Source organism: Saccharopolyspora sp. NPDC045941 (genome assembly GCF_056431445.1).
The window spans coordinates 1-24,601 of record NZ_JBWKKU010000019.1; the positions used below are offsets into that span (position 1 = coordinate 1).

Annotated in this window: 24 protein-coding genes and 1 pseudogene; 10 read left to right on the plus strand and 15 right to left on the minus strand. The window is 71.4% G+C overall.

All coding sequences use genetic code 11. From position 1 onward, the window contains the following. Positions 1-335: 335 nt before the first annotated feature. The 3 genes from AC07FN_RS17325 to eccCa form a co-directional block, all read right to left on the minus strand. A complete protein-coding gene (locus tag AC07FN_RS17325) occupies positions 336-1,496 on the minus strand; it encodes a hypothetical protein (RefSeq protein ID WP_478396516.1) in 1,161 nt (386 codons plus the stop codon). Between the two features lie 11 nt (positions 1,497-1,507). After that, complete coding sequence (locus AC07FN_RS17330) at positions 1,508-1,921, minus strand: hypothetical protein (protein ID WP_478396517.1); 414 nt, start codon at positions 1,919-1,921, stop codon at positions 1,508-1,510. Positions 1,922-2,084: 163 nt separating this feature from the next. Next, positions 2,085-6,047 carry a type VII secretion protein EccCa gene (eccCa, locus tag AC07FN_RS17335; RefSeq protein WP_478396518.1) on the minus strand — a complete coding sequence of 1,321 codons (3,963 nt, stop codon included), beginning with the start codon at positions 6,045-6,047 and terminating at the stop codon, positions 2,085-2,087. A gap of 128 nt (positions 6,048-6,175) precedes the next feature. On the opposite strand from eccCa, the gene AC07FN_RS17340 reads away from it, so the two are divergent. From AC07FN_RS17340 to AC07FN_RS17350, 3 genes are all read left to right on the plus strand, one after another. Then, positions 6,176-6,511 (plus strand): hypothetical protein, encoded by a 336-nt coding sequence (locus tag AC07FN_RS17340; RefSeq protein ID WP_478392294.1) that lies wholly within the window; start codon positions 6,176-6,178, stop codon positions 6,509-6,511. A 12-nt stretch (positions 6,512-6,523) separates the two neighbouring features. Continuing rightward, positions 6,524-6,820 (plus strand): hypothetical protein, encoded by a 297-nt coding sequence (locus AC07FN_RS17345; RefSeq protein WP_478396519.1) that lies wholly within the window; start codon positions 6,524-6,526, stop codon positions 6,818-6,820. 219 nt (positions 6,821-7,039) lie between these two features. Next, complete coding sequence (locus tag AC07FN_RS17350) at positions 7,040-7,681, plus strand: DUF4360 domain-containing protein (protein ID WP_478396520.1); 642 nt, start codon at positions 7,040-7,042, stop codon at positions 7,679-7,681. Between the two features lie 217 nt (positions 7,682-7,898). Here the strand turns inward: AC07FN_RS17350 and mycP are convergent, their stop codons facing one another. The 7 genes from mycP to AC07FN_RS17385 all read right to left on the minus strand — a co-directional run bounded on the left by mycP (position 7,899) and on the right by AC07FN_RS17385 (position 13,843). Beyond that, on the minus strand, positions 7,899-9,179 hold the full coding sequence (gene mycP, locus AC07FN_RS17355) for a type VII secretion-associated serine protease mycosin (RefSeq protein WP_478396521.1): 1,281 nt from the start codon (positions 9,177-9,179) through the stop codon (positions 7,899-7,901). A gap of 62 nt (positions 9,180-9,241) precedes the next feature. Beyond that, complete coding sequence (locus AC07FN_RS17360) at positions 9,242-9,628, minus strand: YbaB/EbfC family nucleoid-associated protein (RefSeq protein ID WP_478396522.1); 387 nt, start codon at positions 9,626-9,628, stop codon at positions 9,242-9,244. Beyond that, positions 9,609-10,133, minus strand: coding sequence for a hypothetical protein (locus AC07FN_RS17365; protein WP_478396523.1), 525 nt, complete (start codon positions 10,131-10,133; stop codon positions 9,609-9,611). Before AC07FN_RS17365 ends, AC07FN_RS17360 begins: the two co-directional genes overlap by 20 nt. Further along, a complete protein-coding gene (locus AC07FN_RS17370) occupies positions 10,130-11,188 on the minus strand; it encodes a WXG100-like domain-containing protein (RefSeq protein ID WP_478396524.1) in 1,059 nt (352 codons plus the stop codon). Before AC07FN_RS17370 ends, AC07FN_RS17365 begins: the two co-directional genes overlap by 4 nt. Positions 11,189-11,218: 30 nt before the next feature. Next, complete coding sequence (locus tag AC07FN_RS17375) at positions 11,219-11,545, minus strand: hypothetical protein (RefSeq protein ID WP_478396525.1); 327 nt, start codon at positions 11,543-11,545, stop codon at positions 11,219-11,221. Between the two features lie 385 nt (positions 11,546-11,930). Then, the gene (locus AC07FN_RS17380; protein WP_478396526.1) at positions 11,931-13,181 is read right to left on the minus strand and encodes a sensor histidine kinase; all 1,251 of its coding nucleotides are present in this window, start codon (positions 13,179-13,181) and stop codon (positions 11,931-11,933) included. Then, a complete protein-coding gene (locus tag AC07FN_RS17385) occupies positions 13,178-13,843 on the minus strand; it encodes a response regulator transcription factor (protein ID WP_478396527.1) in 666 nt (221 codons plus the stop codon). Before AC07FN_RS17385 ends, AC07FN_RS17380 begins: the two co-directional genes overlap by 4 nt. 287 nt (positions 13,844-14,130) lie before the next feature. Between AC07FN_RS17385 and AC07FN_RS17390 the strand changes: the two genes are divergently transcribed. After that, on the plus strand, positions 14,131-14,808 hold the full coding sequence (locus AC07FN_RS17390) for a helix-turn-helix transcriptional regulator (protein ID WP_478396528.1): 678 nt from the start codon (positions 14,131-14,133) through the stop codon (positions 14,806-14,808). 59 nt (positions 14,809-14,867) lie between these two features. Continuing rightward, complete coding sequence (locus AC07FN_RS17395) at positions 14,868-15,524, plus strand: winged helix-turn-helix domain-containing protein (protein WP_478396529.1); 657 nt, start codon at positions 14,868-14,870, stop codon at positions 15,522-15,524. Between the two features lie 111 nt (positions 15,525-15,635). Here the strand turns inward: AC07FN_RS17395 and AC07FN_RS17400 are convergent, their stop codons facing one another. Further along, positions 15,636-16,535 (minus strand): DMT family transporter, encoded by a 900-nt coding sequence (locus tag AC07FN_RS17400; RefSeq protein ID WP_478396530.1) that lies wholly within the window; start codon positions 16,533-16,535, stop codon positions 15,636-15,638. A 37-nt stretch (positions 16,536-16,572) separates the two neighbouring features. On the opposite strand from AC07FN_RS17400, the gene AC07FN_RS17405 reads away from it, so the two are divergent. After that, positions 16,573-17,985, plus strand: a complete 1,413-nt coding sequence (locus tag AC07FN_RS17405; RefSeq protein ID WP_478396531.1) for an aminotransferase-like domain-containing protein — start codon at positions 16,573-16,575, stop codon at positions 17,983-17,985. Positions 17,986-18,031: 46 nt separating this feature from the next. On the opposite strand, the gene AC07FN_RS17410 is transcribed toward AC07FN_RS17405, so the two are convergent. Next, entirely contained in the window at positions 18,032-19,180 is a 1,149-nt protein-coding gene (locus tag AC07FN_RS17410; protein ID WP_478396532.1) for an MFS transporter, read from the minus strand. A gap of 159 nt (positions 19,181-19,339) precedes the next feature. Between AC07FN_RS17410 and AC07FN_RS17415 the strand changes: the two genes are divergently transcribed. Continuing rightward, complete coding sequence (locus tag AC07FN_RS17415) at positions 19,340-19,987, plus strand: helix-turn-helix domain-containing protein (RefSeq protein ID WP_478396533.1); 648 nt, start codon at positions 19,340-19,342, stop codon at positions 19,985-19,987. Here AC07FN_RS17415 and AC07FN_RS17420 read toward each other — a convergent pair. The 3 genes and pseudogenes from AC07FN_RS17420 to AC07FN_RS17430 all read right to left on the minus strand — a co-directional run bounded on the left by AC07FN_RS17420 (position 19,935) and on the right by AC07FN_RS17430 (position 21,663). Further along, entirely contained in the window at positions 19,935-20,093 is a 159-nt protein-coding gene (locus tag AC07FN_RS17420) for a hypothetical protein (protein WP_478396534.1), read from the minus strand. The genes AC07FN_RS17415 and AC07FN_RS17420 overlap by 53 nt on opposite strands. A 403-nt stretch (positions 20,094-20,496) precedes the next feature. After that, positions 20,497-20,709 (minus strand): annotated as a pseudogene (locus AC07FN_RS17425) (DUF4241 domain-containing protein); the annotation flags it as partial. Positions 20,710-20,799: 90 nt separating this feature from the next. Further along, positions 20,800-21,663 (minus strand): RNA polymerase sigma-70 factor, encoded by an 864-nt coding sequence (locus AC07FN_RS17430; RefSeq protein WP_478396629.1) that lies wholly within the window; start codon positions 21,661-21,663, stop codon positions 20,800-20,802. Between the two features lie 260 nt (positions 21,664-21,923). Here AC07FN_RS17430 and AC07FN_RS17435 point away from each other — a divergent pair, with 260 nt between their 5' ends. The 3 genes from AC07FN_RS17435 to AC07FN_RS17445 all read left to right on the plus strand — a co-directional run bounded on the left by AC07FN_RS17435 (position 21,924) and on the right by AC07FN_RS17445 (position 24,571). After that, on the plus strand, positions 21,924-22,409 hold the full coding sequence (locus AC07FN_RS17435) for a carboxymuconolactone decarboxylase family protein (protein WP_478396535.1): 486 nt from the start codon (positions 21,924-21,926) through the stop codon (positions 22,407-22,409). A 200-nt stretch (positions 22,410-22,609) separates the two neighbouring features. Further along, on the plus strand, positions 22,610-23,056 hold the full coding sequence (locus tag AC07FN_RS17440; RefSeq protein ID WP_478396536.1) for an Rrf2 family transcriptional regulator: 447 nt from the start codon (positions 22,610-22,612) through the stop codon (positions 23,054-23,056). Positions 23,057-23,149: 93 nt separating this feature from the next. Next, on the plus strand, positions 23,150-24,571 hold the full coding sequence (locus AC07FN_RS17445) for an MFS transporter (protein WP_478396537.1): 1,422 nt from the start codon (positions 23,150-23,152) through the stop codon (positions 24,569-24,571). Positions 24,572-24,601: the final 30 nt, after the last annotated feature.

The window sequence follows — 24,601 nt, forward strand, 5'->3', positions numbered from 1 at the left end:
AAACTGGCACGCCCTCGACCGCGTCCGCTGCTGCCCACACCGCGTCGGCACCCTCGCCCGAGCCATCCTCACCCTCGAACACGAAGGATGAAAAACGCTCATTGAAATTGCGGTAGTTGTCCACAGGCGTCGGCGTGTCGTGGTGTGACACGCCGATGATCCGCAAGTTCCATTGAAATCGGACATCCGATTTCAATGGAACTTGCGGCAGGTGCCATGTTCAGTGTGGTGGGTGGGGGTGCGCGGGTGCCTGCGATCTGGCCGCAAGCGCCCGTGCGTCGGCGGGCGGTGCCAGTCCCGCACGACAGATGCCGGAATTCCTTGCTACGAACCGGTCATCGACGTGTTGGGGTTGGATTCGCCTGCCACAGCTCGTCGTCGGGCAGCCGGGTCGGGCCTGCTTCGCGGGTGCGTTGGCCGCTCGTCCGGTGGAAGGCGGCGTCGCCGCCGGAGCGGCCGCGCAGGCTCTCCGGCACACCGTCGGTTCCGGCCGGCCTGCGCTTGGTCTCGGTCCGGCCGGTGGACTGCTCGGCGCTGCCCGGGCGCAGCGTGCCCGTCGCGCCCTGGCCGGCGGACGGCGGGATCATCGGCGGCGGCATCGCGCCCGCGACCGGTTTCGTCCCGGCCGCGGCGGCTGTTCCCGGCTTCACCTCGGCGGCCAGGCTGGGCGCCCGCTTACCCGCTACCGGCTTCGCCAGCGGCATCATGCCCGCTCCCCCCGCCGCACCCGCCCAGCCCAGCCCACCCGACGGCACCGGCGGGCCGGACGCCGACGGCAGCCCGGCGCCGAGGTGCGCGTTCGGGACCGGGCCGGTCACGGGCGTCGCCCCGGCCAGCGACGGCCCGGTCGCGCCGGAGAGGTCCGGTGCGGTGGCGCCGTCGGTCATCGACGACGCCAGGTTCTGCAGTTCCGACAGGACGTCCATCCCGGCGTTCGCCGCCTTGAGGAACTCGCCCGGGGAGCCTTCGACAACGGGGAGGCCGCCCTCCGGCGCGGGCAGCACGTCGCCCGGCGACTGGAGCCCGGAGGCCGCGACCACCTTGAGCATCGACATGTCGAACTGCGCGCCCAGGGCCGACATCCGCGCGCCGGCCGCCTGCTGGAACGCCGGGGCCATCCCCATGGTGAGCGGGTTGGACATGGCGAGCATGTAGGACTCGTAGAGGCCGGTCACGGTCCCGAGCGCCTCCGGGATCGCGCCGGCCAGCGTGGTCAGCGTCTCGACCGGCTGGGCCGCGTCGATGCGGTCGGCCCACATGGTCAGCTCGGCCAGCGACCGCTGGACCTTCTCCTCGTGCGCCCGCCCGGCGTCGTCCTTCCACTGTGGAGCGAGCTCGCCCGCGCGGGTGTGCAGCTCCACCCTGGCCTCTTCGATCCAGGCGCGGACCTCGGTCCACATCCGCGCCGCGTCGGTGAGGACGGCGACGTTCGCCTGCTCGGCGGTGATCATCGCCATGTGCGCCTCGATGGGCAGCAGGTTGTAGGGGATTGCCATGGATGCCCTCCTCAGGCGGCGCTGGTCGGGGAGGCGGTTCCGGGCTCGTCACCCGGCTTCGCGGCGGGTTGCTGGCCGAGCGTCCCGCCCGCCTGCTTCAGCAGGCCGAGCCCCTTGTTCGCGAGCTTCAGGGCCGAGGCGGTCAGCGTGAGCGCGCTGGTCACGTCGGCGGCGCTGTAGGTCGCCGCGGCCGCCTTGACCTTCGCGGAGTCGGTCACCAGGTCCTCGGTCACCTTCGTCAGGTACGTGGCCATGGCCGCCGTGGCGGCCTTGTCCAGCACGGACATCGCGATCCCCTCGAACAGGCCGGACAGGTTCGGCGGCGTCCCCAGCCGCGTGAGCGACGGCGGCATCGGCGGAGCGGTGAGCCGGCTGGAGAACGCGCTCATCGCCTCGGTGTTGCCGTTGACCTCTGCTGCGGGCATACGCCCCTCCTCGATGTCCGGCGCGGTGTCGCGCGGTTGCGGTCCGGGTCGGCCCGGCAGTTCCGCTGGATTGCCACGGGTTTTCGCGCATCGCCTGCCCCCTGCTCAGCGAAGCACGGCGGCCGGTCGCGGTGGGGGCCGCGACAGCAACCGGCCATTTCGGCTACGAGCCCGGCGGGAGCCAGGCGATCTGCACCTGGTCCTTCTGCCCGCGGCGGTCGACCAGCCAGCCGCGGCCCGGCGGCAGCACCTGGGCGCGAATGCCGCCCAGCAGCGGGCCCTCGTCCCGGTCGCCGGACATCATCAGGCCGGGCGCGCCGACTTCCCGCAGCCGGGCCAGGAACGGCTCGAACAGCCCGCGCCCGGCCCCGCCGGTGCGGCGGGCCAGCACGACGTGCAGGCCGATGTCGGCGCCCTGCGCCGCCAGCGGCAGCAGCGACATCAGCGGGTGTTCCTGGTGCGTGGCCACCATGTCGTAGTCGTCGACGAGCACGAAGATCTCCGGTCCCTGCCACCAGTTCCGGGCCCGCAGCTGCTCCGGCGTGATGTCCTGCCCCGGCAGCCGCTTGGTCAGCTCGGTGGCCACCTCGGCCAGCAGGCCGCGGCTGTGCGCGTCGTTGGTGCCGGTGCCGAGCAGGTGCTCGTCGCCGATCTCGCCGAGCAGGCCGCGGCGGTGGTCGACGAGCACGATCCGCGCCTCGCTCGGCGAGTACGCCTGGCAGATCCGCCGGGCCAGCACCCGCAGGAACGTGGTCTTGCCGGATTCGGTGTCGGCCAGCAGGAAGAAGTGCGGGTCGGCGTTGAAGTCCAGCCGCATCGGGGAGAGGTCGCGCTCGTGGATGCCGACCGCGAGTCCCGCCTCGGCCCCGGTGAGCTCGTCGGTGGCGGGCAGCTCGGCGTAGGGCAGCACGCCCGGCAGCAGCCGCACCGGCGGCGCGGGCTCGCCCGGCCACGCCGCGCCGACCGCCTCGACCAGCGCGCCGATGCCGCCGGCCAGATCGCCTGCGCTGCTCACCCCATTGATCCTGGGCAGCGCCACCAGCATCTGGTGCCCGCTCATCGCGAGGCCCCGCCCGGGCGAGTCGGCGGGCACGCTCATCGCGGCGCGCCGGTCCACGATCGAGTCGATCGGGTCGCCGATCTTCAGCTCCAGCCTGCTGGCGAACAGGTCCCGGACGTTCATCCGCAGCTCGAAGGAGCGGGCGCAGGACGCCACCACGTGCACGCCGTAGGACAGGCCGCGGGCGGCGATGTCGCCGACGACCTCCTCCAGGTCGTTGAAGTCGTTGCGCAGCGTCTGCCAGCCGTCGATCACCAGGAAGACGTCGCCGTGCGGGTGGTCGGCGAACCGGCCCTCGGCGCGCAGCCGGCGGTAGGTGGCGATGCCGTCGATCTTGTGCTCGGCGAACATCCGCTCGCGCTGGGCGAGCAGCGTCGCCACCTCGGCGACGGTGCGCCGGACCGCGCCGGTGTCCAGGCGTCCCGACACGCCCGCGACGTGCGGCAGGCCGGCGAGCGAGCCGAGCGTGCCGCCGCCGAAGTCCAGGCAGTAGAACTGGGTTTCGCGCGGGGTGTGGGTGAGGGCGAGGCTGGCGATCAGAGTGCGCAGCGCGGTGCTCTTGCCGGTCTGCGGGGCACCGAGCACCAGCACGTGCCCGGCGGCGCCGGACAGGTCGAGCTCCAGCGGGTCGCGCCGCTGCTCCAGCGGCCGGTCCACGATGCCCAGCACCGGGCGGAGCGTGCCCGCCGGGGCGGCGGTCAACCCGCGCACCGGATCGGCGGTCAGCGGCGGCAGCACGGCGTCCAGCGACGGCGATTCGGACAGCGGCGGCAGCCAGACCTGGTGCGCCGGCGTGCCCCGGCCCTGCAGCCGGTCCACCATGACGTCCAGCAGCGTTTCGCCGACGGCGGCCTCCTCGTTGGCCTCCGGCTCCTCCGGCACGTCGCCGAGAGTGGGCTCCGGGGCGAGGTACGTGGTCGTGTACTCGTGCAGCGCCAGCCGTTCGCCGAAGGCCGCGGCCACGCCGGTTCCGGTGGCGCTCTGGTAGACGCCGGAGACGTAGGCGGAGCGGAACCGGTCCATCGGCTCGGTGCCGACCTTGAGGAATCCGTGCCCGGGAGCCCTCGGCAGCCGGAAGGCGTCGGGCACGCCGAGCACGGCCCGGCTCTCCATCTCGGAGAAGGTGCGCAGCCCGATCCGGTAGGACAGGTGAGTTTCCAGGCCGCGCAGCCGGCCCTCGTCCAGCCGCTGCGAGGCGAGCAGGAGGTGCACGCCGAGCGAGCGGCCGACCCGTCCTATTTGGACGAACAGGTCGATGAACTCCGGTTTGGCGGACAGCAGTTCGGAGAACTCGTCGCAGATGACCAGCAGCGTCGGCACCTCGGGCAGCGGGGCGCCGGCGGCGCGGGCCTTCTCGTAGTCGCGCAGGGAGGCGAAGTCGCCCGCGGCGCGCAGCAGCTCCTGGCGGCGGATCAGCTCGCCGTTGATGGCGTCGGTCATCCGGTCGACCAGGTGCAGTTCCTCGGCGAGGTTGGTGATCACCGCGCTGGTGTGCGGCAATGCGTCCAGCCGGGCGAAGGTGGCGCCGCCCTTGAAGTCCACCAGCGCGAAGTTCAGCGAGTTCGGCGGGTGGGTGACGGCCAGCGCCAGCACGAGGGTGCGCAGCAGCTCCGACTTGCCGGAACCGGTGGCGCCGACCAGCAGGCCGTGCGGGCCCATGCCGTCCTGGGCCGACTCCTTCAGGTCGATCTCGATCGGAACGCCGTCGGCCCGGATGCCGAACTTCACCCGCAGCCGGTCCCGGTTCGGCCGCGGCGCCCAGGTCTCGGCCGGGTCGAGCTCGTACGGGTCGCCCAGCTCCAGCAGGTCGGCGAGGCCCAGCTCGTTGGTCATCGGCGCATCGCCGCGCACGCCGGCGGTCAGCCGCAGCGGCGCCAGCTGCCGGGCCAGGCCCTCGGCGGCCGCCGCGCCGAGCGAGTCCGCCCGGCCGACCTGAGCGGCGCCGTCCATCGTCTCGCTGCCCAGTTCACCGTCGGCGGCCACGTCCAGCACGACCGCGCTCCGGTCCAGCGCCCGCGGCGGCGCGGTGGTCAGGTCCACCACGGTCACGCCTTCCACGCCGCCGCCGGTCATCAGATGATCGGAACCGGCGACCGAGCCGCCGTCGAGCACCACCACCAGGTGCGGGCCCGGGATGCCCGCCCCGGCCTCCGGGTCGAAGCGCGGCCGCTTGGCGAGCTCCTCCTCCAGCATCGATTCCAGAGCCGGAATATCCTGCGCCACCAGGCGAACCGGCCCGACCGCGTCGGTGCGCTCCGGGTGCAGCGCGTGCGGCAGCCACTTGACCCACTCCCAGTCCGGGCGGCGCTCCTCGCCCGCGCACACCGCGATCCGCAGGTCGTCCGGGGAGTGCGAGGTGGCCAGCTGCGCGAGCATCGCGCGCAGCATGCCCAGCGCCGCAGCGCGGTCGCCGCGCAGGTAGATCCGGCTGAACCCGTTGACCGCGATCGCGACCGGCAAGCGGTCCACTGTGGAATACGTGGTGATGAACCTGCGCAGCGCCAGCGCGGACAGCGGTTCGAGTTCCTCCAGCGGCTTTGTGTCGGGGGCGACCAGCGTGACCGTCGGGCGCTGCGCGCCGCGGCCGATCCGGGCGACACCGAAATCCGGGTCGTCCTTGCGCCGCTCCCACAACCGGTAGCTCGCCGCCACCGACCACAGCGAGGCGGGATCCGGGTGCAGGTACTCCATCGCCGCGCGCTGCCCGCGCACCGACCGCCGGAACCGCAGCCGGTGCTGGGCGAGGTGCCGCAGGTACTTGCGCCGGGCGTGGCCCATCTCGCGCTTGCTCGGGCCGCCGCTCTGCAGGAAGCCCATGACGACCATGCCGAGCATCGCCACGCCCATCAGCCCGTACATGACCAAGCGGATGGAACCGCCCAGCGAACCGGAGAACATCAGCATCATGCCTGCCGTCATCGCCACCATGGGCAGGACCATGAACACCTGCGTCCACTGCCGGGCGGGCGGCGGCGGGATCTCCGGCGGGGCCTGCAGCACCAGCTCGCCGGCGGGCATCTCCGGCGCCGGTCTGCGGGCCGGCCTCTTCACCACGACTGTCGCCATGACCGTGATGGTTCGCGATCGGCGGCGGTGGGCGCGGGCGATGGCAGGAACGTGCCGCGCCGGGGCCGGGACCGGTTCCGCGCTCTAGCTTCGGCATCGGAACCGCACGCCGAGCAGAGGAGGGGTGGATGGTTTCCAACCAGGCCCACATCGATTACGGGGCGATGCAGCACCTGGTCTCCCTGACGGAGAACAGCCAGCGCGACCAGAACGGCGCGAGCGTGGCCCACAGCCAGCGCAACAGCGAGACGGTCCAGGGTGGACTGCTGGGGTCGCCGCAGGCCGCGGCCTTCTCGGTCGGCCAGAACCGCGACGACCAGTGGCGGAAGGTCGCGGACCACAACCAGCTCCTGGTCGACAACAACAACCAGTTGCTGTCCGTGTACCAGGGCGGCCAGGACACCGCCCAGAGCGTGCTCGCCGCGCCGGACTACGGCACCTCGAGCGTCATCAACCCGACCTGAAGGGAGTAGCGAATGTCGACCGGCGGGGAATTCAAGATCGTCTTCGACATGATGGACACGGCGATGTCCGATGCCCAGAAGACAGCGGCCCAGATCGGAGACTACTTCGACGGGCAGGTCCAGCAAGCGATGAACATCAACCACTTCGACGAGGCCCACCAGCAGATGTCGCACTCCTACCAGCTGCGCCAGAAGGAAACCGGGTACTGGCAGGAAGGGCTGAACGCGGAGGGCAACGCCTACGGCAACGTCGGCGACATCGGCAACCAGACCCTGCGGCAAGGCATCAACATCGTCACCAACATCTAGACATTTCGTCATCACCGGATGCCCGGCGCCACACCGCGCCGGGCATCCGGTGTTTGCGAGCGAAAGCACCGCGTCACAATTTCCCCGCGCATTAACAGTTTTCGGGACTCGGCGGTTTTAGCCCGTTCAGAGGCGTGCCGCGATCGGTCCCGCCGCTACTCTCATCGCATTCACAGCAGTGAAGTTTTGTCTGTTCGCTTTCCATGAAGGGCGTTCGCCATGTTCGCTGCTCTTTCTGCTGCCGCTTTGACGGCTTTGACCATGTTCTCCCCGGCGGGCTACCACGACGACGTTCCGCCGCCCACCGGCGAGATCACCATCGATGTCGCGACGGTGAACGGATCGGGGTGCCCGGCGGGAACCGCCGCGGTCGCGGTGTCCCCGGACAACACCTCGTTCACCGTGAGCTACAGCGACTACCTGGCCAAGGTGGGCCCGGGCGTGGACCCGACCGCTTTCCGCAAGAACTGCCAGCTCAACCTGATCGTCAACATTCCGCAGGGATTCACCTACGGCATCGCCAGCGCCGACTACCGCGGTTTCGCCCACCTCGAACCGGGGGCGACCGGACTGGAGAAGGCGAGCTACTACTTCCAGGGAATGTCGGAGACGGGCCGTTTCCAGACGCCGTTCTCCGGACCGCTGAGTGACAACTGGCAGGTGACCGACTCCACCGAGATCGGCGCGATCGTCTACAAGCCGTGCGGCGAACAGCGCAACTTCAACATCAACACCGAATTGCGGGTGGACGCCGGCACCTCGGACCCGTCGAAGACGAGCTTCATGTCGATGGACTCCACCGACGGCAACATCGACACCACCTACCACTTCGAGTGGAAGGAATGCGCGAAGGAGTGGTAACAGAATGGCTTGCGTGGCGGTGCGGGTGGCGGAACCTCAGCGTCCGCCTGGACTGCGGGAGCCGTGACTTATGTATGACCAATACACGGCGTCACGACTGTCCTCGCCAGACGAACGCTGAGAACCCGCGGCGGTGCAAGCTGAGTCCCACACCGCATGCGGCTGACGCCGCATCCTGAAACAACCTCTAAGCCGTAGCGGGCTCGGGCGCCGATCCTCAGCGATCGGCGATGAGGAAGATCTGCTCCGGTGGTTCGACGGCGGCGGGTTCGGCGGGCAGCGAGCGCGCCCGGCCCGCCCGCCAGCGGCGCCGTCGCCCGCGCGGCAGGACCACCGCCATCGCCGCGGCCAGCACGACCACCCCGGCCGCGGCGATGGTCAGCCACTTCGCCGCGTTCGCCGTGTCCTGCTCCCATGCGATCCGGTCGAGCCGCGCCTGATCCGGGGGCTGCGGGACGTGCGCGGGCAGCGCCGCCGGGTCGTCGAGGTCGAGCCCGTCCGTCACGGCCCGGTACGGATCGACCAGGCCGGCCCCGTAGCCGTCGCCGGTCGCGCCGCCGCGCGCCGGGGTGGCGGTGGCCATCAGCCGCTGGGCGACCTCGGGCGCGGTGAGCCGGGGCCAGGCGGCGCGCACCAGCGCAGCGGTCCCGGCCACGAACGGCGTGGCGAAACTGGTCCCGTCGACGTAGTTGTGACCGTCCACCCTGGACGTGGCGAGCACCTTCTCGCCCGGCGCGACGAGGTCTACGTACCGGCCGATCTGCGAGCCGGGCATCCGGGCGCCGTCGATGTCCACGGCGCCGACGCCGAGCACGCCGTCGTAGGCGGCCGGGTAGGACGGCAGTTCGGCGCTCGCGTCCCGCTGCGCGTTGCCGGCCGCGGCCACCACCAGCACGTCCTTGGCCACCGCGTACGCGACCGCGCCCCGGATGGCGGGGTAGTCGTCCAGCCCCGCCAGGGACAGGTTGATCACCTTCGCGCCCTGGTCCGCGGCGTAGCGGATGCCGTTCGCCACCACCTGCGGATCGATCCGCAGCGACTCGCCGCGATCGCCGACGTCCCGGTCGCTGATCCGCACCGGCAGGATCGCCGCGTCCGGCGCGACCCCGTGGAAGCCGACGCCGGACACCTGGTCGGCGGCGATGACCCCGGCCACCCCGGTGCCGTGGGAGACGCAGTCGAACGCGCCCGGCAGCGCGCCCGTCAGGTAGAAGTCGCGGCCCGGCAACACCTTTCCCAGCCGGCGCAGCTGCGGGTGATCGGCGTCGACGCCGGAGTCGACGACCGCGACCAGCACCCCGGAGCCCCGGCTGTGCGGCCAGGCGCGCTCCGGGTCGAGGACCTGCTGGGCCCACGGCTGCTGCCGCACCTGCGGGCGCGCGGGCTCCGGGTCGTGGCAGGCGCCGGGCGGGGGAGCGGCGTCCGCGACGGCGCCGCCGGTGAGCTGAAGCGCCGTCGCGGCAAGCACCGCGGCGAGCAGCACTCGATGTCGTCTCATCTCCACCATGGTCTTCCCGGTGCGGGCCGCGTCGCTGCTCGTGGCCGCAACAGGCCATGAACTCAGCGAGTGCGGCCCAGCGCGCGGTCCAGCTGGTGCAGCGCGGGGTCGAAATCGACGTCGGTGCGGTCGATTTCGGCGTCCGGGGGCAGGAACGGCTTGGCGAGCTCGAACACGTCCTCGCGCGCGCAACCGGCCGCGAACCGGATGGTCCCCATGATCTGCTCGGCCAGCCGCCGCGAATCGGGGGCGCGGAAGACCCGCGGATCGATGTGCAGCTCGACGAGTTCGCCGCGGCCGCTCACCGTCGCCGAGACGAGGCCGTCGGCGGAGTCGGCGGTGACCCGCATGGCGGTCAGCTCGTCCCGGAACTTCCGGATCCCGTCGGCGAGGCGCTCGTAGGTCTCCCGCATCTCGCCGAGATCGTGGTCATCGGTCCCGTTCTGCACGCGTTCCCCGTCCCTTTTCGACACTGCCGGCGAGGCGGGTGGCCTCGGCGATGACCGCGGGCCAGCCGTCCTGCCCGGCACCCGCGACCGACACGACGACCAACCGGTTCCCGTCCGGCACTTGCACTTCCGCCCTGATCCGCGGCAGGAGCAGCGCCTCCCGCGCCCCGGCGACCTTCGGCGGCAGGCGGTACTCCCCGGCGTGCAGGGCCACCAGCGCCGGCCCGTTGGCCAGCATCGCGACGCCGACCTGGGCCGCCGGGTGCTGCCGCCGGTAGGGCGCGACGAGGCTGCTCGCGATCGCCACTGCGGGCAGCGGCATCGCGTGCAGCGGGGCGACGCCGACGGCCAGCGCCAGCGAGACCGGCGGATCGCCGGCGGTGAACCTGCCGAGGGTGCTCGCGCCCTGCTCGGCGGCGCCCGGTGGCAGCGGCATCGATTCGAAGCCCTCGGGCAATTCGATCCGGACGGAATCCGATGTCCGGGGTTGAACGGCCGGAGTCATCGCGCCCCCACCCGGTCCCGCGCCCTGGTTTCGTCGCGCGCGCCCTGGCTCTCGTTGTCCGCCGCGATCCCGTCCCCGGCCGCGTTGGCGAACGGGACGAGGATGCTCAGCGGTGTTCCGCTGAGCGCGCCCTGCAAAGGACTTTCCGGCACCCAGTACGACTGCAGGTCGTTGAAGTACGTCGGCGGGCCCTCGTCGGGAGTGGCCAACTCCGCCCCGATCTGCTCGCCGACGACGAAGGTGGTGCCGTTCGGCACGCCGGACGCGCCGAAGATGACCGCCTGCCGGTCCCAGTTCAGCGTCTCCTCGGCGACATCGGCGCCGGCCTTGTCCGCCAGCGTGTGGCCGCCCAGCGCCACGACTCCAGTGCCCAGCGACGCGTTCCCCAACGCCTCGCTGAGCCCCTCCGCGATGGGATGCGGGACGACCCCGGCCACGTCGGAGGCCAGGCCGAGCGTGGTGCTGATGTCACCCACCACATCGGACACCTTGTTGATGAGTTCGGCGTTGTCCGTCAGCAGGTCCTGGCCCCGCTCCAGCAGGGTGCGGCCCTCGCCGAGCTCCGCGACGATCGCGGCGTGGTCCACGTCCCGGCGGTTGGCGATCCCGTCCAGCAGGCCGTTGAGGTGGTTGTTGATCCACGACGCGACCTGCTTCACGATCCGCTCCTGGGCGTCGTCGCCGATGAACGGGACGGCCCCGGCGGCCTCGTACGGGACGGTGTTGAGCGCGATGATGTTCTGGATGTACTGCTTCGCGTTCTTGACGTCGGCGGCGAACGCGCCGGCCAGCCCGCCGAGCTGCACCATTTGACCGGCGGCACCGACGCCCAGGTTGATCTCCCAGGTCAGCACGCTGACGAACTGGCCGCCCGCCGGGTCCTGCCAGGCCTCCCAGACCGCCTCGAGACCCGCCTCGTTGAGCCCCGCGAACGCCGCGGCGGAATCCAGCAGCGCGAAGTAGATCGCGCCCACCATGTCCTCGTTGGTGTCCGGCCACTCGGTGAGCGGCTTGACCTTGGACCACAGTTCCCCGGAGGGTTCCGAAACAGGCACAGCACTTCCCAGTGTCGCGTGTGGACGGATTCAGCGGATGCCGGGAATCCCGCCCTCGATGGTCTGGCTCGCGGCGATCTCGGCCTCCCGGTACGCCTGAACGGCGACGCGGCCCGCGTGGGTGGTCATCTCCAGCTTGTCGAGCACGCCGTCGGCGAGGGTGCGGACCTGCTCGGCCGCCGGGACGTAGGTCGGCCGGAACGCCTGCGCCAGCCTGCCCTGCCCGATGCCTTCCTCGTTGTTGACGGTCACCGGCCGCAGCCGGCGCCAGGTGCTGCTGGTATCGCTCAGGAGCGACTGGATCTGCACCACCTCGGTGTCGGTCGCTTCGAGCCGCATGTTGAGTTCCCAGGTCACGCCCCACCTCGAAGTCTCGTTCCAGCCCGGATCCGGACCAACGGTAGGCGCGGAGGTGGGAAGCGAGGCCCGGATGACACCTTGCTGCCACCACCGTCGTGCGTGCACCGGGCCACACGACATCACGACCCGCATCCGCAGCGTCAGGTCCAGGTTCCGAATGCGCAGGGGTCGTGAGTGGTCATGGTCGCCATAGCAGCCACAGACACTCACGACAGGATGGAGAACGCACAACGAAACCTGCGTCCGCCGGCACCCGACACCCAGTTCCAATGGGCATACATAAGTCAGGGCACCCACAGACCAGGGAGCCTCTGAGGTTCCGCTACCCGCACCGCCACGCAGAACGAGGTTGGAAAAACCTCAATGGAAACTGGGCATCTGGTCAGGATGCGCTCAGCGGGAGGCGTAGCTCGAAGATCGCGCCACCTTCGTCGGCGTTGTAGACCGCCAGCGTTCCGTTGTGGGCTTGGGCCACCCAGCGCACGATCGACAGGCCCAGCCCGGACGATCCGCCGGTGCTGCTGAACCGGTCGAAGGCGTCCACCGCCGCCTCCGCGTCGATGCCGGGGCCGTGGTCGGCAACCGTGACGGTGCCGCCGGCCACCGTGATGTGCACGATCGCGTCCGCACCCGGCTGCCGCCCGTACCGCATCGCGTTGTCCAGCAGGTTTCCGATCGCCCGCTGCACCAGCACCGGGTCGGCGTCCACTTTGGTCGGTGCCGCGGTCACGGTGACCTGCGCCCCGTCGGTCCGGGTGTCCTCGACGACGCCGACCACCAGCTGGTCCAGCCAGACCGGCTGGATGGTCAGCTGCTCCACCCCGGCCGCGAGCCGCGCCCGCGCCAGCAGGTCGTCGATGATGCTGCCCATCCGCGCCGCCAGCTGGACGGTGCGCGGCAGCAGATCGGCGCGCTGGGCCGGGTTGTCGAGCGCGGTTTCGGCGAGCGCGCGCAGCGCCGCCACCGGCGTCCGCAGGTCGTGTGCCGTCTCGGCGAGCAGCACCTCCTGCTGCTGCAACGCCGCTGCCGCGGGCCGGATCGAGCGTCCGGACAACAGGTGGCTCGCGACCCCCAGCCCGCCGATCAGCACCGCGCAGCCGCCGATCACCACCAGCACCAGCTCGGTGTGCCGCTGCTGTTCCGGGCGGGCGTCGGCGACCGCGACCACCGCGCCGATGTAGGTGCCGTCGCGGCTGATCAGCGGCTCGGCCCGCACCCTGACCGGCTCGCCGCCGGTGCCCTCCTGGTAGCCGGAGACCAGGTTGCCGGCGCCGACGGCCGCGGCCGCCAGCCCGTTGAGCACCCCGACGTCCACCGGCACGCACTGCCGGTCCGACAGGTGCGGCTGGAAGGCGGGTGCGCCGCCGGGCAGGATCGCGAACTGCGGGCAGCCCTCGTTGAGCACGTCGGCGTTGACGAGGTTGAACTGGATGGCCTCGTCGAAGCCGACGAGCCTGCTGACCGACGAGGTGATCCGGTGCAGCTCGGCATCGGTCTGCTCGATGCCCCGCTTGCCGTCCTCGCTGATCACGAACCAGGCGAGCACCACGAGCCCGATGGCGTTCATCGCCGTGAACAGCGCGGTGAGCGTCCAGCGCAGCCTGCGCAGCCGGTCCGCTGCGGAGTGGTTCACGACGTGCCGAGCCGGTAGCCGACGCCGCGCACCGCGTGGATCAACTCGGGTTCGCGCAGCTTTCGGCGCAACCTCCGGACCGTCGCGTCGACCACGTTGGACATCGGATCGGTCTGCTCGTCCCAGCAGTGCTCGATCAGATCGGCCCGTCCCACCGTTCGCCCCGCCCTGGTGAGGAGGTATTCGAGCACGGCGAACTCCTTGTTCGTCAAGGTCAGCAGCGCGCCCGCCCGGCGCACCTCGCGACGCGCGCAGTCCATCACGAGGTCGGTGTGGCTCAGCACGGTGGGCCGGAAGATACCGGCCCGGCGGCAGAGGTTGGCCACCCGCTCGGCGAGCTCGGCCATGGCGAACGGTTTGACCAGGTAGTCGTCGCCCCCGTGCTCGAACCCTGCGACCCGGTCGGCGAGCGCGTCGCGCGCGGTGAGGAACAGCACCGGCGCGTGCCAGCCCTCCTGCCGCCTGGCGTGGACGTAGTCGATGGCGTCGCCGTCCGGCAGCATCCGGTCGAACACCACGCAGTCGTAGTGGTTTTCGCGCAGGGCCGGATCCGCGGTCTTGATGTCCCCGCAGGCGTCGACCTCGACGTCCGACGTGCGCAGTTTCGCGGCGACCGCGATGCGCAGGTTCTCGTCGTCCTCGACGACCATGATCCGTGTCATCAAAACCTCATGTGGTGCGGAGGAAAGTCGGTGTCATGCAGTTCCAGCCACCCGCTCCGCCCGGTGCGCACACCGCGCGGAACACCTTCCTCGAGCCGGGGGACGCGATGCGAGCCGCGCCCCTGAACGCTAACCCGAGGACGGGCGCAGGTCAGCCGATCGGCCCGATCTGGCATGAACCGGCCGCGGGCCGGAACTCGTTGCGGCGCGCCGGGAAGCCCTGCTCGGGGGAGCAGCGGGCCGCGGCCGCGCAATCCGATTCCCACCGCTCAACGGAGGTGCCCGTCATGAAGGACCAGCCAGCAGGCCGGCTCAGCCTGGTCGGGGGAAGCGGTCCGGCGACGGGCCGCGCCAGGATGGACGCGCTCCTGGCCTCGGCCACCAGCGAGGTGCTGGTCATGGCCGTCGGCGCGCAGTCCTGGCCGATCGGTGCGCTGCGCCGGTCGGGCGCGAACCTGCGCCACGGCGTGCGGTACCGGGTGCTGGCGCCCGACGCGGTGCGGCTTTCCGGCGCGCTGACGGGCCTGGCGCTCGCCGGGGCGGAGGTCCGGACCGATGCCGAGGTCCCGATGGAGGCGGTGGTGGTCGACGGGACGTCCGCGGTGCTGCCCGCGGACCGCTCGAACGCCGGGAGCGCCACGGGCGCGGCGTTCTTCCAGCTGCCCAGTGTGGTCACCGCGACCGTGGGCCTGTTCGAGCGGATCTGGCGGTCCGCGGTGCCGCTCACCCCGGCCGATCTGCCGGAATCCGGCGACGTTTCGGTGCTGACGAGCCGGGAGCGCGACCTGCTGACCCTGCTCTGCTCGGGCAGCACCGACGAGTCGGCGGCGGCCCGCCTGGGCATCTCGGTCCGCACCGTCCGGCGGATGGTGGCCGACATCATGAACCGGCTCGGCGCGCGCAGCAGGTTCCAGGCCGGGGTCAAGGCGGCGGACCGGGGCTGGCTGATGGACGAGGCGGGGTGATCCGGCCCGGTCTCGCCAATGCCGGTATGCGGGCGGTGCCAGCGCGCTAGCGTGCACCTGTGCGGGTGTTGGTGACCGAGGACGACGACAACTTGCGGGTGGCGCTCGACGGGGCCCTGCGCGGCGCCGGGTTCGCGGTGGACGTCGCGGCCGACCTGCCCGCCGCCGACGAGGCGCTGTTCGTGAACGCCTACGACTGCGCGGTGTTCGACCGGATGCTGCCCGCCGGGGACGCGCTGCACTACGTGCGCGGCAAGCGCGCGGAAGGCTGGCCGGTGCCGGTGCTCTTCCTGACCGCGCGGGACAGCCTGGCCGACCGGATCGACGGCCTGCGCCTCGGCGACGACTACCTGGTGAAGCCCTTCGCGATGGCGGAGCTGGTGGCCAGGGTGCGCGGCCTGTGCCGGCGCACCACGGCGGGCCGGCCGGCGGTGCTGCGCTGCGCGGACGTCGAGCTCGACGGCGGCAACCACCAGGTGCGCCGGGCCGGCGTGCTGCTCACCTTGACCCGCAAGGAGTTCCTGGTCCTGGAGCGGATGATGACCTCGCCCGGCAAGCCGCTGTCGCGTCCGGAGCTGATCGACTACGCGTGGGACGAGGCGGCGGACTCGGCGTCGAACGTGCTCGACGTGGTGATCGGCCGCCTGCGCCGCAAACTCGGCGCCCCACCGCTGATCCAAACCGTCCGCGGATCCGGCTACCTGATCACCGGATAATCCGCCGCCAGGAAACTCCGACTTCAGAAGACGTTTCAGGCCGTTGCGCGGCCACGCGTGGTGGGTCGGTCCCCAGTTTCAATTGAAACTGGGGACCCGCGGGGTGAGTGCTCAGCGCTTGGTCGCGGTCTGGCCGAGTCGGGACCGGACGGCGATTGCGGCGCAGGCGATCACCGCGATGCCGCCGAGGACCGTGGGCCAGGTGAGCTCTTCGTGCAGGAACAGCGCGGCCCAGCTGATGGTCATCACCGGCTGGGCGAGCTGGACCTGGCTGACCTGTGCCATCGGGCCGACCGCCAGCCCTCGGTACCAGGCGAAGAAGCCGAGGAACATGCTCACCACGGCGAGGTAGGCGAACGCGGCCCATTCGGTCGCGGTGCCGCTCGGGACCTGCCCGGCGATCGAGATGCCGGTGAGCGCGATCATCAGCGGCGCGGAGAGCACCAGCGCCCAGGACACGGTCTGCCAGGCGCCGAGTTCGCGGGCGAGGAGCCCGCCTTCCGCGTAGCCGATCGCGGCCGCGACGACGGCGCCGAACAGCAGCAGGTCGGACCAGTGCAGCGAGCTGAGCCCGCCGCCCTGCAGCGCGGCGAACACGACCGCGGCGATCGCGCCCACGGCCGCCATGATCCAGAACGCCATCGGGGGCCGCTCGTGGCCGCGGATCACGGCCATCACGGCGGTCGCGGCGGGCAGGACGGCGATGATGACGGCGCCGTGGCTTGCGGGCGCAGTGGTGAGAGCGACGGAGGTCAGCACGGGGAAGCCCACCACCACGCCGCCTGCGACGACCGCTACCCGGCCCCACTGGATGCCGCGGGGCAGGCGCTGCTTCGTGATCGCCAGCGCGGCGGCCGCGAGCAGCGCGGCGATGACCGCGCGGGCGGAGCCGATGAACAGCGGTGACATGCCGCCGCTTTCGACGGCGACGCGGGTGAAGGGGACGGTGAAGGAGAACGCCGCGACCCCGAGCAGGCCCCACCAGAGCCCGGTCCCCGACGGGGATAGCACTGGCGTTGCGGTAATAGTAGCGCTATCGTTGTTACTCATGTCTGACGATAGCAGTCCGGCGAGGATCGCTGCGGCCCTGAGGCAGTGGATCGCCGCGGCTCCGCCGGGGGCGAAGCTGCCGTCGACGCGTTCCCTGGTCGCCCAGCACGGAGCGAGTCCGGTCACCGTGCAGAAGGCGCTGAGCGGCCTGGTCGCGCAGGGCGTGGTGGAGAGCCGCCCGGGCGTCGGCACGTTCGTCCGCGCCGCCCGCGTTGCCCGCCCGAACGATTTCGGGTGGCAGACGGCGGCGCTCGGGGCGCCGAACCACCGGATCCCGGAGCTGCCAACGGCTTTGCAGTCCGCGCCGAACGACGTGATCGCGCTGCATTCGGGATATCCCGAGCGCGCGCTGCTGCCGGAGCGCCTGGTCCGCGCGGCGTTCACCCGCGTGGCCCGCACCGACGCGCTGGTCGACAGGCCGCCGACGGCGGGCCTGCCGGAACTGCAGTCGTGGTTCGCGGCCGAACTGGAGTCGGCGACCCCGGCCGGAACTACCCCGGTCGCGCCGAGCGACGTCGTGGTCATCCCGGGCAGCCAGGGCGGGCTGAGCACCGCTTTCCGCGCTCTCGTCGGGATCGGGCGGCCGCTGCTCATGGAGTCGCCGACCTACTGGGGCGCGATCCTGGCCGCCGCCCAGGTCGGCGTGCAGGTCATCCCGGTGCCCAGCGGTTTCGGCGGTCCCGATCCCGACGTGCTCTCGCGCGCTTTCGAGCAGTCCGGGGCCCGTGCCTTCTACGCCCAGCCCAGCTTCGCCAGCCCGACGGGGGCGCTGTGGTCGCCGGAGCTGGCAGGTCGGGTCCTGGACACGGTGCGGCAGCACGGCGCGTTCCTCATCGAGGACGACGCGGCGCACGACTTCGGCATGACGGCCGACCCGCGCCCGGTCGCGGCGCAGGACGACGGAGGGCACGTCGTCTACATCCGCTCGCTGAGCAAGAGCGTCTCGCCGGCGGTCCGCGTCGCCGGGCTGATCGCGCGCGGCCCGGCGCGCAAGCGGATCCTCGCGGATGCGCAGGCGGAATCCATCTACGTCAGCGGTGTTCTGCAGGCGGTCGCGCTCGACGTCGTCACGCAACCCGCCTGGCGGACCCACCTGCGCCGGCTCCGCCACGAGCTGAGAACCCGCCGGGACCTGCTCGTCGAAAGCCTCCGCGAGCACGCGCACGGCGTGCAGCTGGAAGCCGTGCCGCAGGGCGGGCTGAACCTGTGGGCGCGGCTGCCGGACGCCGTCGATCTCGGCCGGGTCATCCAGGAATGCAAGTCGGCGGGCGTCATCATCGGCGCGGGCAGCGAGTGGTTCCCGGCGGAACCGACGGGGCAGTACATCCGCCTCAACTACGCGCGGCCGAACCCCGGCGCCTTCCCCGACGGGGCGCGCACGATCGGCCAGGTGCTCGCCCGCGCGGCCTAGGTGCAGGCATGGCGGCTGGCGTCGTGCCGGCCGCCATGCGTTGCGTTCAGCGGTTTTTTCGCGCCCGGTCGACGAGGACGAGCGGGATGGCGGCCAAGGCGAGGGCCGCGCCGATCAAGCACACCGAGGTGAGAGCGGCCCCTTGCGCGAGCGAGGCGGCCGCCAGGACCGGCGTGATGCTGATGCCCAGCTGGAACGCCGACACGGTGGTGGCACCGGCGAGCGTCGGCGCATCGGCCGCGATCGCGAAGACGCGCCCGTAGAGGGCCGGGTTCAGCACGAACGCGGCGACGCCCAGCAGGAACACCGCCGGCACCACCGCCCAGACCTGCTGGATCGCGAAAACCATTGCGACGGACAGGATCACGATCGCCGAGGCGCCGGTGAGCAGCGCGACGTGGGGGCGCCGATCGGAGACGCGGCCGCCGACGGACAGCCCGGCGAAGGCGCCGATCCCGAACAGCGCGAGGACGGCCGGGATCCACGCCTCGGGGACGCCGGTGATCCCGGCGAGCATGGCGGCCAGGTAGTTGAACGTGATCATGTACGCCGCGGTGGTCAGAATCGTGATCGCGTAGATGCCCCAGAGCACCGGCTTCCGCATCGTGGCGAGCTCCCGCGACACGCTCGGCGCGGCGGTCCGCTCGGCGCCCGGGGAGCCGGGGAGCCCGAGCAGGCAGCCGACCATCCCGGCGGCGGTGAGGACCACCACGGCCCAGAAACCGCCGCGCCATTCGGTGAAGTGGCTCAGCAGCGTGCCCGCGGGGCCGCCGGCGACCATCGCCACGCTGAGACCGCTGACCACGACTCCGGAGGCGCGCGCGTTGCGGTCCGGTGTCACCAGGCCGATCGCGGTCACCGACGCGACGGCGAAGAAACCCGCGTAGGCGATGCCCGAGATCGCCCTGGTGACCAGCAAGATCTCGTAGTCGCCGAGCAACCCGGCCACGATGCCGGCCGCGAAGACGCCCTGGGTGACCACCAGCGCGGTGCGGCGCGGCCAGCGCAGGCTGAGCACGGCGAACGGCGGGCCGCCGATCACGACGCCCAGCGCGAACGCGGTGATCAGGAGCCCGGCGGAGGAGAGCGTGACCTCCAGATCGGCGGCGACCGCCGGTAGCACTCCGGCCAGCAGGAACTCCGCGCTTCCCATCGCGAACAGGCTGAAACCCAGCAGGTACACACCGGCGGGCAACCTTTCGGAGCTTCCGCTCCGCGACGGTTTCCTCATTGAATCCACAGTCGAATCAACAGTCGTGTCCACTCGGACCACCTCCACCGGGAGGATCGGTGGTCTTCGCGGTTTCAGCAAACAACGTTGCCGATTCCGGGACGGATCTGGTCGACTGCCCGCATGGACGACAACCCGAGCGTCGGCGCCGTGATCGAGCAGATCGCGCCGCGGCTGAGGCGCGTCCGCGAGAAGAAGGGCGTCAGCCTGTCCGTTCTCGCGCGAGCCACCGGCATCTCGACCAGCACCCTGTCGCGCCTGGAATCGGCGCAGCGCAAGCCGAGCCTAGAGCTCCTCCTGCCGATCACGGCGGCGCTCGGCGTCCCCCTCGACGAGATCGTCTCCGCGCCCCGGATGCTCGATCCGCGCGTGCCGCAGCAGCCCGCGAAGGCGGGCGGCCGGGTGCTGATCCCGTTGTCGCGGCACCAGGGGAAACCGCGCGCGTACAAGATGACGATCCCCGCGCACGACGAAGAGCCCCACCTGCGCACCCACCAGGGCTTCGAGTGGCTTTACGTGCTGCGCGGGCGACTGCGCGTGAAGCTGGGGGGCCACGATTTCGTCATGGGGGCCGGCGAAGCGGCCGAGTTCGACTGCCGGATCCCGCACTGGTTCGGCGCCGCCGGACGCGGCGAAGTCGAGGTGCTCAGCCTCTTCGGGAAGCAGGGCGAGCGCATCCACCTCCGCACCTCGCGGCGGGAAGCTCCCGCCCGCGGCATCACGGGTTCCAGACCATCGTCTGCTGGTGCAGCCGCTCGCCGTCCTGCCTGATGCCGGGGACCAGCGGAGTCGGGCCGTGCTTGGCGAAGCCCATGCGTTCGAAGAACCGGACCGCGCGGGTGTTCTCGCGCAGGGTCTGCAGGTGGATCGGCATCATCTGACCGCCCGCCGATCCTCGTGACGCCCCGTTCCCACCTGGATCGGGGCGTCCGCCTGTCGCTGGGATGTCGCGTTCGCGCCTCGGTTGCAGCGGCCTCGCGCTCGAAATCATAGGCACTCGGCAGCGAACCCGGATCGAAAGTGCTTCCCGCATAACGGCGAAATCGGAACCACCGTATCCATTGAGGACACTTTGGCTCTGCCCGGGTGCGGATGTCCTGGCCGCTTCTTCGGGCATCACCGGGGGATTCGGGATCGGGTGTGCCCGCGGGGGGAACTCCCGGGGGCGATCCGCGGGCGGGTGTCACCGCCGCGGAGTACCTTTCGCGCGTCAGTCGTTCCAGTGGAACAACCGCGATGACCATTCGGGAGTGTCGTTCACCGTGCCACACCAGCCGGGCGGCCGCCACCCTCTCGTCGACGTCGGCGGCGTCCGGCGAGTACCGGTACTCCACGACGGCGAGCACGACCGGATACGTCCCCGGCGGCACGGTCTGGGTGAAGCCGCAGTAGTCGTCGAGACCGAGATACCCGGGCTCGGCGGCCACGACGCGGCCGGTGGGCAGCGACAGCCGAGCGCTTTCCAGCCGCACGGTGCGGCTTCCACCACCCACGCCGGGGAAAACCGCGCCGGGCGCGAACAGCTGGTCGTAATCGCTGGGCTGCAAGAGTGCGACGAAGCCTGCTGACCGCTGCCGCCGGATTCAGCGGCGCAGAGCGGTTTCCCGCGCCATGTGCGACAGCTTCTCGGGATTGCGCACGGCGTAGAGCCCGGCGATGAGGCCGTCCTCGATGCGCACCGCCAGAACCGTGTCGAGTTCGCCCTCGTGCCGCAGGAGCAGCGCCGGGTGGCCGTTGACCTGTGCCGGGCGCAGCGACGCAGCGGCGATCTTGCCCAGCACCTGGGCCACGGATTTGGCCCCCACGAAGGGGGCCAGCGCGGCCTGCACGACCCCGCCGCCGTCGGTCAGCAGCACGACGTCCGGCGCGAGGATGTCGAGCAGGCGTTGCAGATCGCCGGTCTCGACCGCCCGCTGGAACGCCGTGAGCGCGTCCTGCGCCTGCGCCGGGGAAACGGCCCCGCGCGGGCGGCGCGCGGCGACGTGAGCCCGTGCTCGGTGCGCGATCTGGCGGACCGCGGCCGGGCTCTTGTCGACTGCCTCCGCGATCTCGTCGTAGGCCAGGTCGAACACCTCGCGCAGCACGAACACCGCCCGCTCGGTCGGCGAGAGCGTCTCCAGCACCAGCATCATCGCCATCGAGACGCTGTCGGCCAGTTCGACGTCCTCGGCCACGTCCGGCGCGGTGAGCAGCGGCTCGGGCAGCCAGGGGCCGACGTAGGACTCCTTGCGGCGGCCGAGCGAGCGCAGCCGGCTCAGCGCCTGGCGCGTGGCGATCCGGACCAGGAAGGCGCGCTGGTCCCGCACCACGTCGAGATCGACGTCCACCCACCGCAACCAGGTCTCCTGCAGGACGTCCTCCGCGTCGGCGGCCGAGCCGAGCAGCTCGTAGGCGACGGTGAACAGCAGGTTGCGGTGGGCAACGAACCCCTCGGTGGCGGCGCCCATGCGGTCGCCGCGCGCGAGCGGCTCGGCCGCGTCCGTGGTCGGCTCGCTGAGCTCGTTCATCGCCGGCTCCTGTCTGTTCGTCCTCGACCCTGTCACACGCACAAGGCGCCGGCCCCGGCCGCTTTGTGACACCCGTGAGCGGTGTCGTGCATCACACTGCCGCGTTGTCACGAGGAGCGGGCCGCCGGCATCTCCATGGTCGTCAAGACGCCGCGCGAACGATCCGCGCGGCACACCACTGCACGAGCGAGGACGAAGCCATGGAACCCCGCATCAACCTGATGACCAACGAGGTCGGCGCCAAGATCGGCAAGCGGATCTACAACGTCAGCCTGGCGATCCGGGAGTCGTCGCTGCCCAAGGCCCTCCAGGAGTTGGTGGAACTGCGCGCCAGCCAGATCAACGGCTGCGGCTGGTGCGTCGACGTCCACACCAAGGAGGCCGCGGCCGCCGGTGAGACCCCGGTCCGGCTCAACCTGGTCGCCGCCTGGCGCGAGTCCACCGTGTTCACCGAGGCCGAGCGGGCCGCGCTGGCGCTCGCAGAGGAGGGCACCCGGCTGGCCGACGCCCACCACGGGGTGTCCGACGAGACCTGGGCCCAGGTGTGCGAGCACTACGACGAGGACCAGGTCGCCGCGCTGGTCTCCTTGGTCGCCATGATCAACGCCTCGAACCGGCTCGGCGTGATCACGCGCACGCGGGGAGGTTCCTACGACCCCGGCATGTTCGCCGGCCTGTCGAGCTGACCGGCAGGTGAACCCCGGCCCGGATCATCCGATCCGGGCCGGGACCGGTCGTAATCCATTGTGGACGAATGTGGTCGGCCGGGAGTCGTTGTGCGCGGCGGCGTGAACCCGTGGCCGTGGCGACGTTGCGGGGGAATTGACAGGTGATCGAACTGCAACTAGCTTTGTTGCAGTTCTGCAGGCGTCGCGAAGGGGTTGTGGTGGGTCTCAGCAGCAGGAGCGCGGTCGCGATCCACGCGCTCACGATGTTGGCGCGCTGGGACGACCGATCGCTGACCTCGGCGGAAATCGCGGAAAGCCTGGCGAGCAACCCGGTTCTCGTGCGGCGCATCCTCGGCGGCCTCCGGGATGCCGACCTGGTGCTGTCCACCGAGGGGCGCGGCGGCGGGTGGTCCCTGGCTCGCGCCGCGCGCGAGATCACGCTCTACGACGCGTACATAGCCGTCGAGGCGGGGCCGGTCCTGTCGCGGCACCCCCATCCGCCCAGCGCGGAGTGCGAGGTGGGGCGCAACATGAAGGCCCTGCTGGAGGCGGAGTTCCGGGACGCGGAGCGGGCGATGGAGGAACGGCTCGGCCGGACCACCATCGCCGACCTGGTCCGGAAGGTGCTGGCCTGCGAGCGCGAAGTCGCATTGCGGAACAGCTGACCGGGAAACGGTGGAGGAGATTTCCTCCGCCGTTCTTTTCGCCCAAACTGCAACCATGATGGTTGCGGTAAATCTCGCGGAGGAGTGCGTCGAATGACATCCACGTCGACCGAGCCGGGACGAACCGGCACCGGACGGGCCCTGCTGGCAGTGCTCATGCCGGCGATCCTCGTCACGGTCACCGCAAGCGACATGGTCAACCTCGTGCTCCCGTCGATCGGCGCGGAGTTCGGCGCGTCCGAAGCGGAACTGGCCTGGGTCGTCACGGGATTCCTGCTGATGTTCTCGGTCGGCATCCCGCTCTACGGCCGCCTCTCCGACCGGCTGGGCCTGCGGGGCCTCTTCGCCTTCGCCCTGGTGACCTACGCGGTCGGGAGCCTGGTCTGCGCGCTCGCCCCGGAACTCCTCGTGCTCGTGCTCGGCCGAATGGTGATGGGCGTCGGGGCGGCCGCGATACCCGTGCTGGCGATCATCTCCGTCACCAGGCTGATGCCAGAGGACGAGCGGGGGATGGGGATCGGCGTCGTCTCCGCTGCCGCGGGTATCGGCACCGCCGCCGGGCCGGCGATCGGCGGCGGGTTCGGCCAGTTCCTCGGCTGGCCCGCGCTGTTCTGGCTCGTGCTCGTGGTCGCGCTGGTGCTGCTTCCCCCTGCGCTGCGCGTGCTCCCGGGCGAGCCTCCGGCGGGGGCGAGTCGCTTCGACCTCTTCGGTGGCGTCCTGCTGGGAATCGGCGCCGGGCTGGTCCTGTTCGGCATCACCCAGGCGCAGGTGGCCGGTTTCGGCGCGCCGTTTTCCTGGGGCAGTCTCCTGGTCGCGGTCGTGGCGATCGCGTTGTTCGGGTGGCGCACCGCTCGCGTCGCGCAGCCCTTCGTCCCGCCCGCGCTGTTCGCCAACCGGGTCTACCGGGCCGCGGTCGTCGTCGCGTTCCTGGCCATGGCGGTCAACCTCGGCGGCCTGGTCTTCGTCCCGCTGCTGGTGGTCGACGTCAACGGCCTCGCCCCGGGCGCGGGCGCCCTGGTCATGATCCCGGCCGGGGTCGCCGTCGCCGTCCTCTCGCCGCTGATCGGCCGCCTCGCCGACCGCATCGGCACCCGGTCCCTGGTGCTGGCCGGGCTCGCGACGATCGGGGTGTGCGCCCTGTTCCTCTCGACCGCCACGGGTGGCGCGTCGGTGATCCCCGCCGGGATCGGCATCCTCGGGCTCAGCGTCGGCTTCATCTTCGTGATCACGCCGATCATCAGCGCCGCGGCGAGCGCGCTGCCGGGCGATCAGGTGGGCGTCGGCCTCGGAATCCTCCAGGGCGCGCAGTTCCTCGGCGCCGGCGCCGGCCCGGCCCTGTTCGGCGTGCTGGTCGCCGCGAGGCTGCAGAGCGGCAGCAACGCCATCAACCCCTTCTACGGCGGCCAGGCCGGGGCTGCCTACTCCGATGCGTTCCTGGCGATGGCCGTGGTCGTCGTCCTCGCGTTGATCGTCGCCTTCCGGATGCCTCCCGCAGCAGCGTCGCGGGACAGCTGAAACATCCGCGCAACGCTGCACGGGCGGCGC

Bases quoted from the DNA above. Each gene is read 5' to 3' on its own strand.
- AC07FN_RS17445 (WP_478396537.1), top strand. From the start codon at position 23,150: ATGACATCCACGTCGACCGAGCCGGGACGAACCGGCACCGGACGGGCC.
- AC07FN_RS17435 (WP_478396535.1), top strand. From the start codon at position 21,924: ATGGAACCCCGCATCAACCTGATGACCAACGAGGTCGGCGCCAAGATC.
- AC07FN_RS17390 (WP_478396528.1), top strand. From the start codon at position 14,131: ATGAAGGACCAGCCAGCAGGCCGGCTCAGCCTGGTCGGGGGAAGCGGT.
- AC07FN_RS17330 (WP_478396517.1), bottom strand. From the start codon at position 1,921: ATGCCCGCAGCAGAGGTCAACGGCAACACCGAGGCGATGAGCGCGTTC.
- AC07FN_RS17420 (WP_478396534.1), bottom strand. From the start codon at position 20,093: ATGATGCCGATCCACCTGCAGACCCTGCGCGAGAACACCCGCGCGGTC.
- AC07FN_RS17365 (WP_478396523.1), bottom strand. From the start codon at position 10,133: ATGACTCCGGCCGTTCAACCCCGGACATCGGATTCCGTCCGGATCGAA.
- AC07FN_RS17340 (WP_478392294.1), top strand. From the start codon at position 6,176: ATGGTTTCCAACCAGGCCCACATCGATTACGGGGCGATGCAGCACCTG.
- AC07FN_RS17415 (WP_478396533.1), top strand. From the start codon at position 19,340: ATGGACGACAACCCGAGCGTCGGCGCCGTGATCGAGCAGATCGCGCCG.
- eccCa (WP_478396518.1), bottom strand. From the start codon at position 6,047: ATGGCGACAGTCGTGGTGAAGAGGCCGGCCCGCAGACCGGCGCCGGAG.
- AC07FN_RS17350 (WP_478396520.1), top strand. From the start codon at position 7,040: ATGTTCGCTGCTCTTTCTGCTGCCGCTTTGACGGCTTTGACCATGTTC.
- AC07FN_RS17345 (WP_478396519.1), top strand. From the start codon at position 6,524: ATGTCGACCGGCGGGGAATTCAAGATCGTCTTCGACATGATGGACACG.
- AC07FN_RS17430 (WP_478396629.1), bottom strand. From the start codon at position 21,663: ATGGGCGCCGCCACCGAGGGGTTCGTTGCCCACCGCAACCTGCTGTTC.
- mycP (WP_478396521.1), bottom strand. From the start codon at position 9,179: ATGAGACGACATCGAGTGCTGCTCGCCGCGGTGCTTGCCGCGACGGCG.
- AC07FN_RS17325 (WP_478396516.1), bottom strand. From the start codon at position 1,496: ATGGCAATCCCCTACAACCTGCTGCCCATCGAGGCGCACATGGCGATG.
- AC07FN_RS17385 (WP_478396527.1), bottom strand. From the start codon at position 13,843: ATGACACGGATCATGGTCGTCGAGGACGACGAGAACCTGCGCATCGCG.
- AC07FN_RS17405 (WP_478396531.1), top strand. From the start codon at position 16,573: ATGTCTGACGATAGCAGTCCGGCGAGGATCGCTGCGGCCCTGAGGCAG.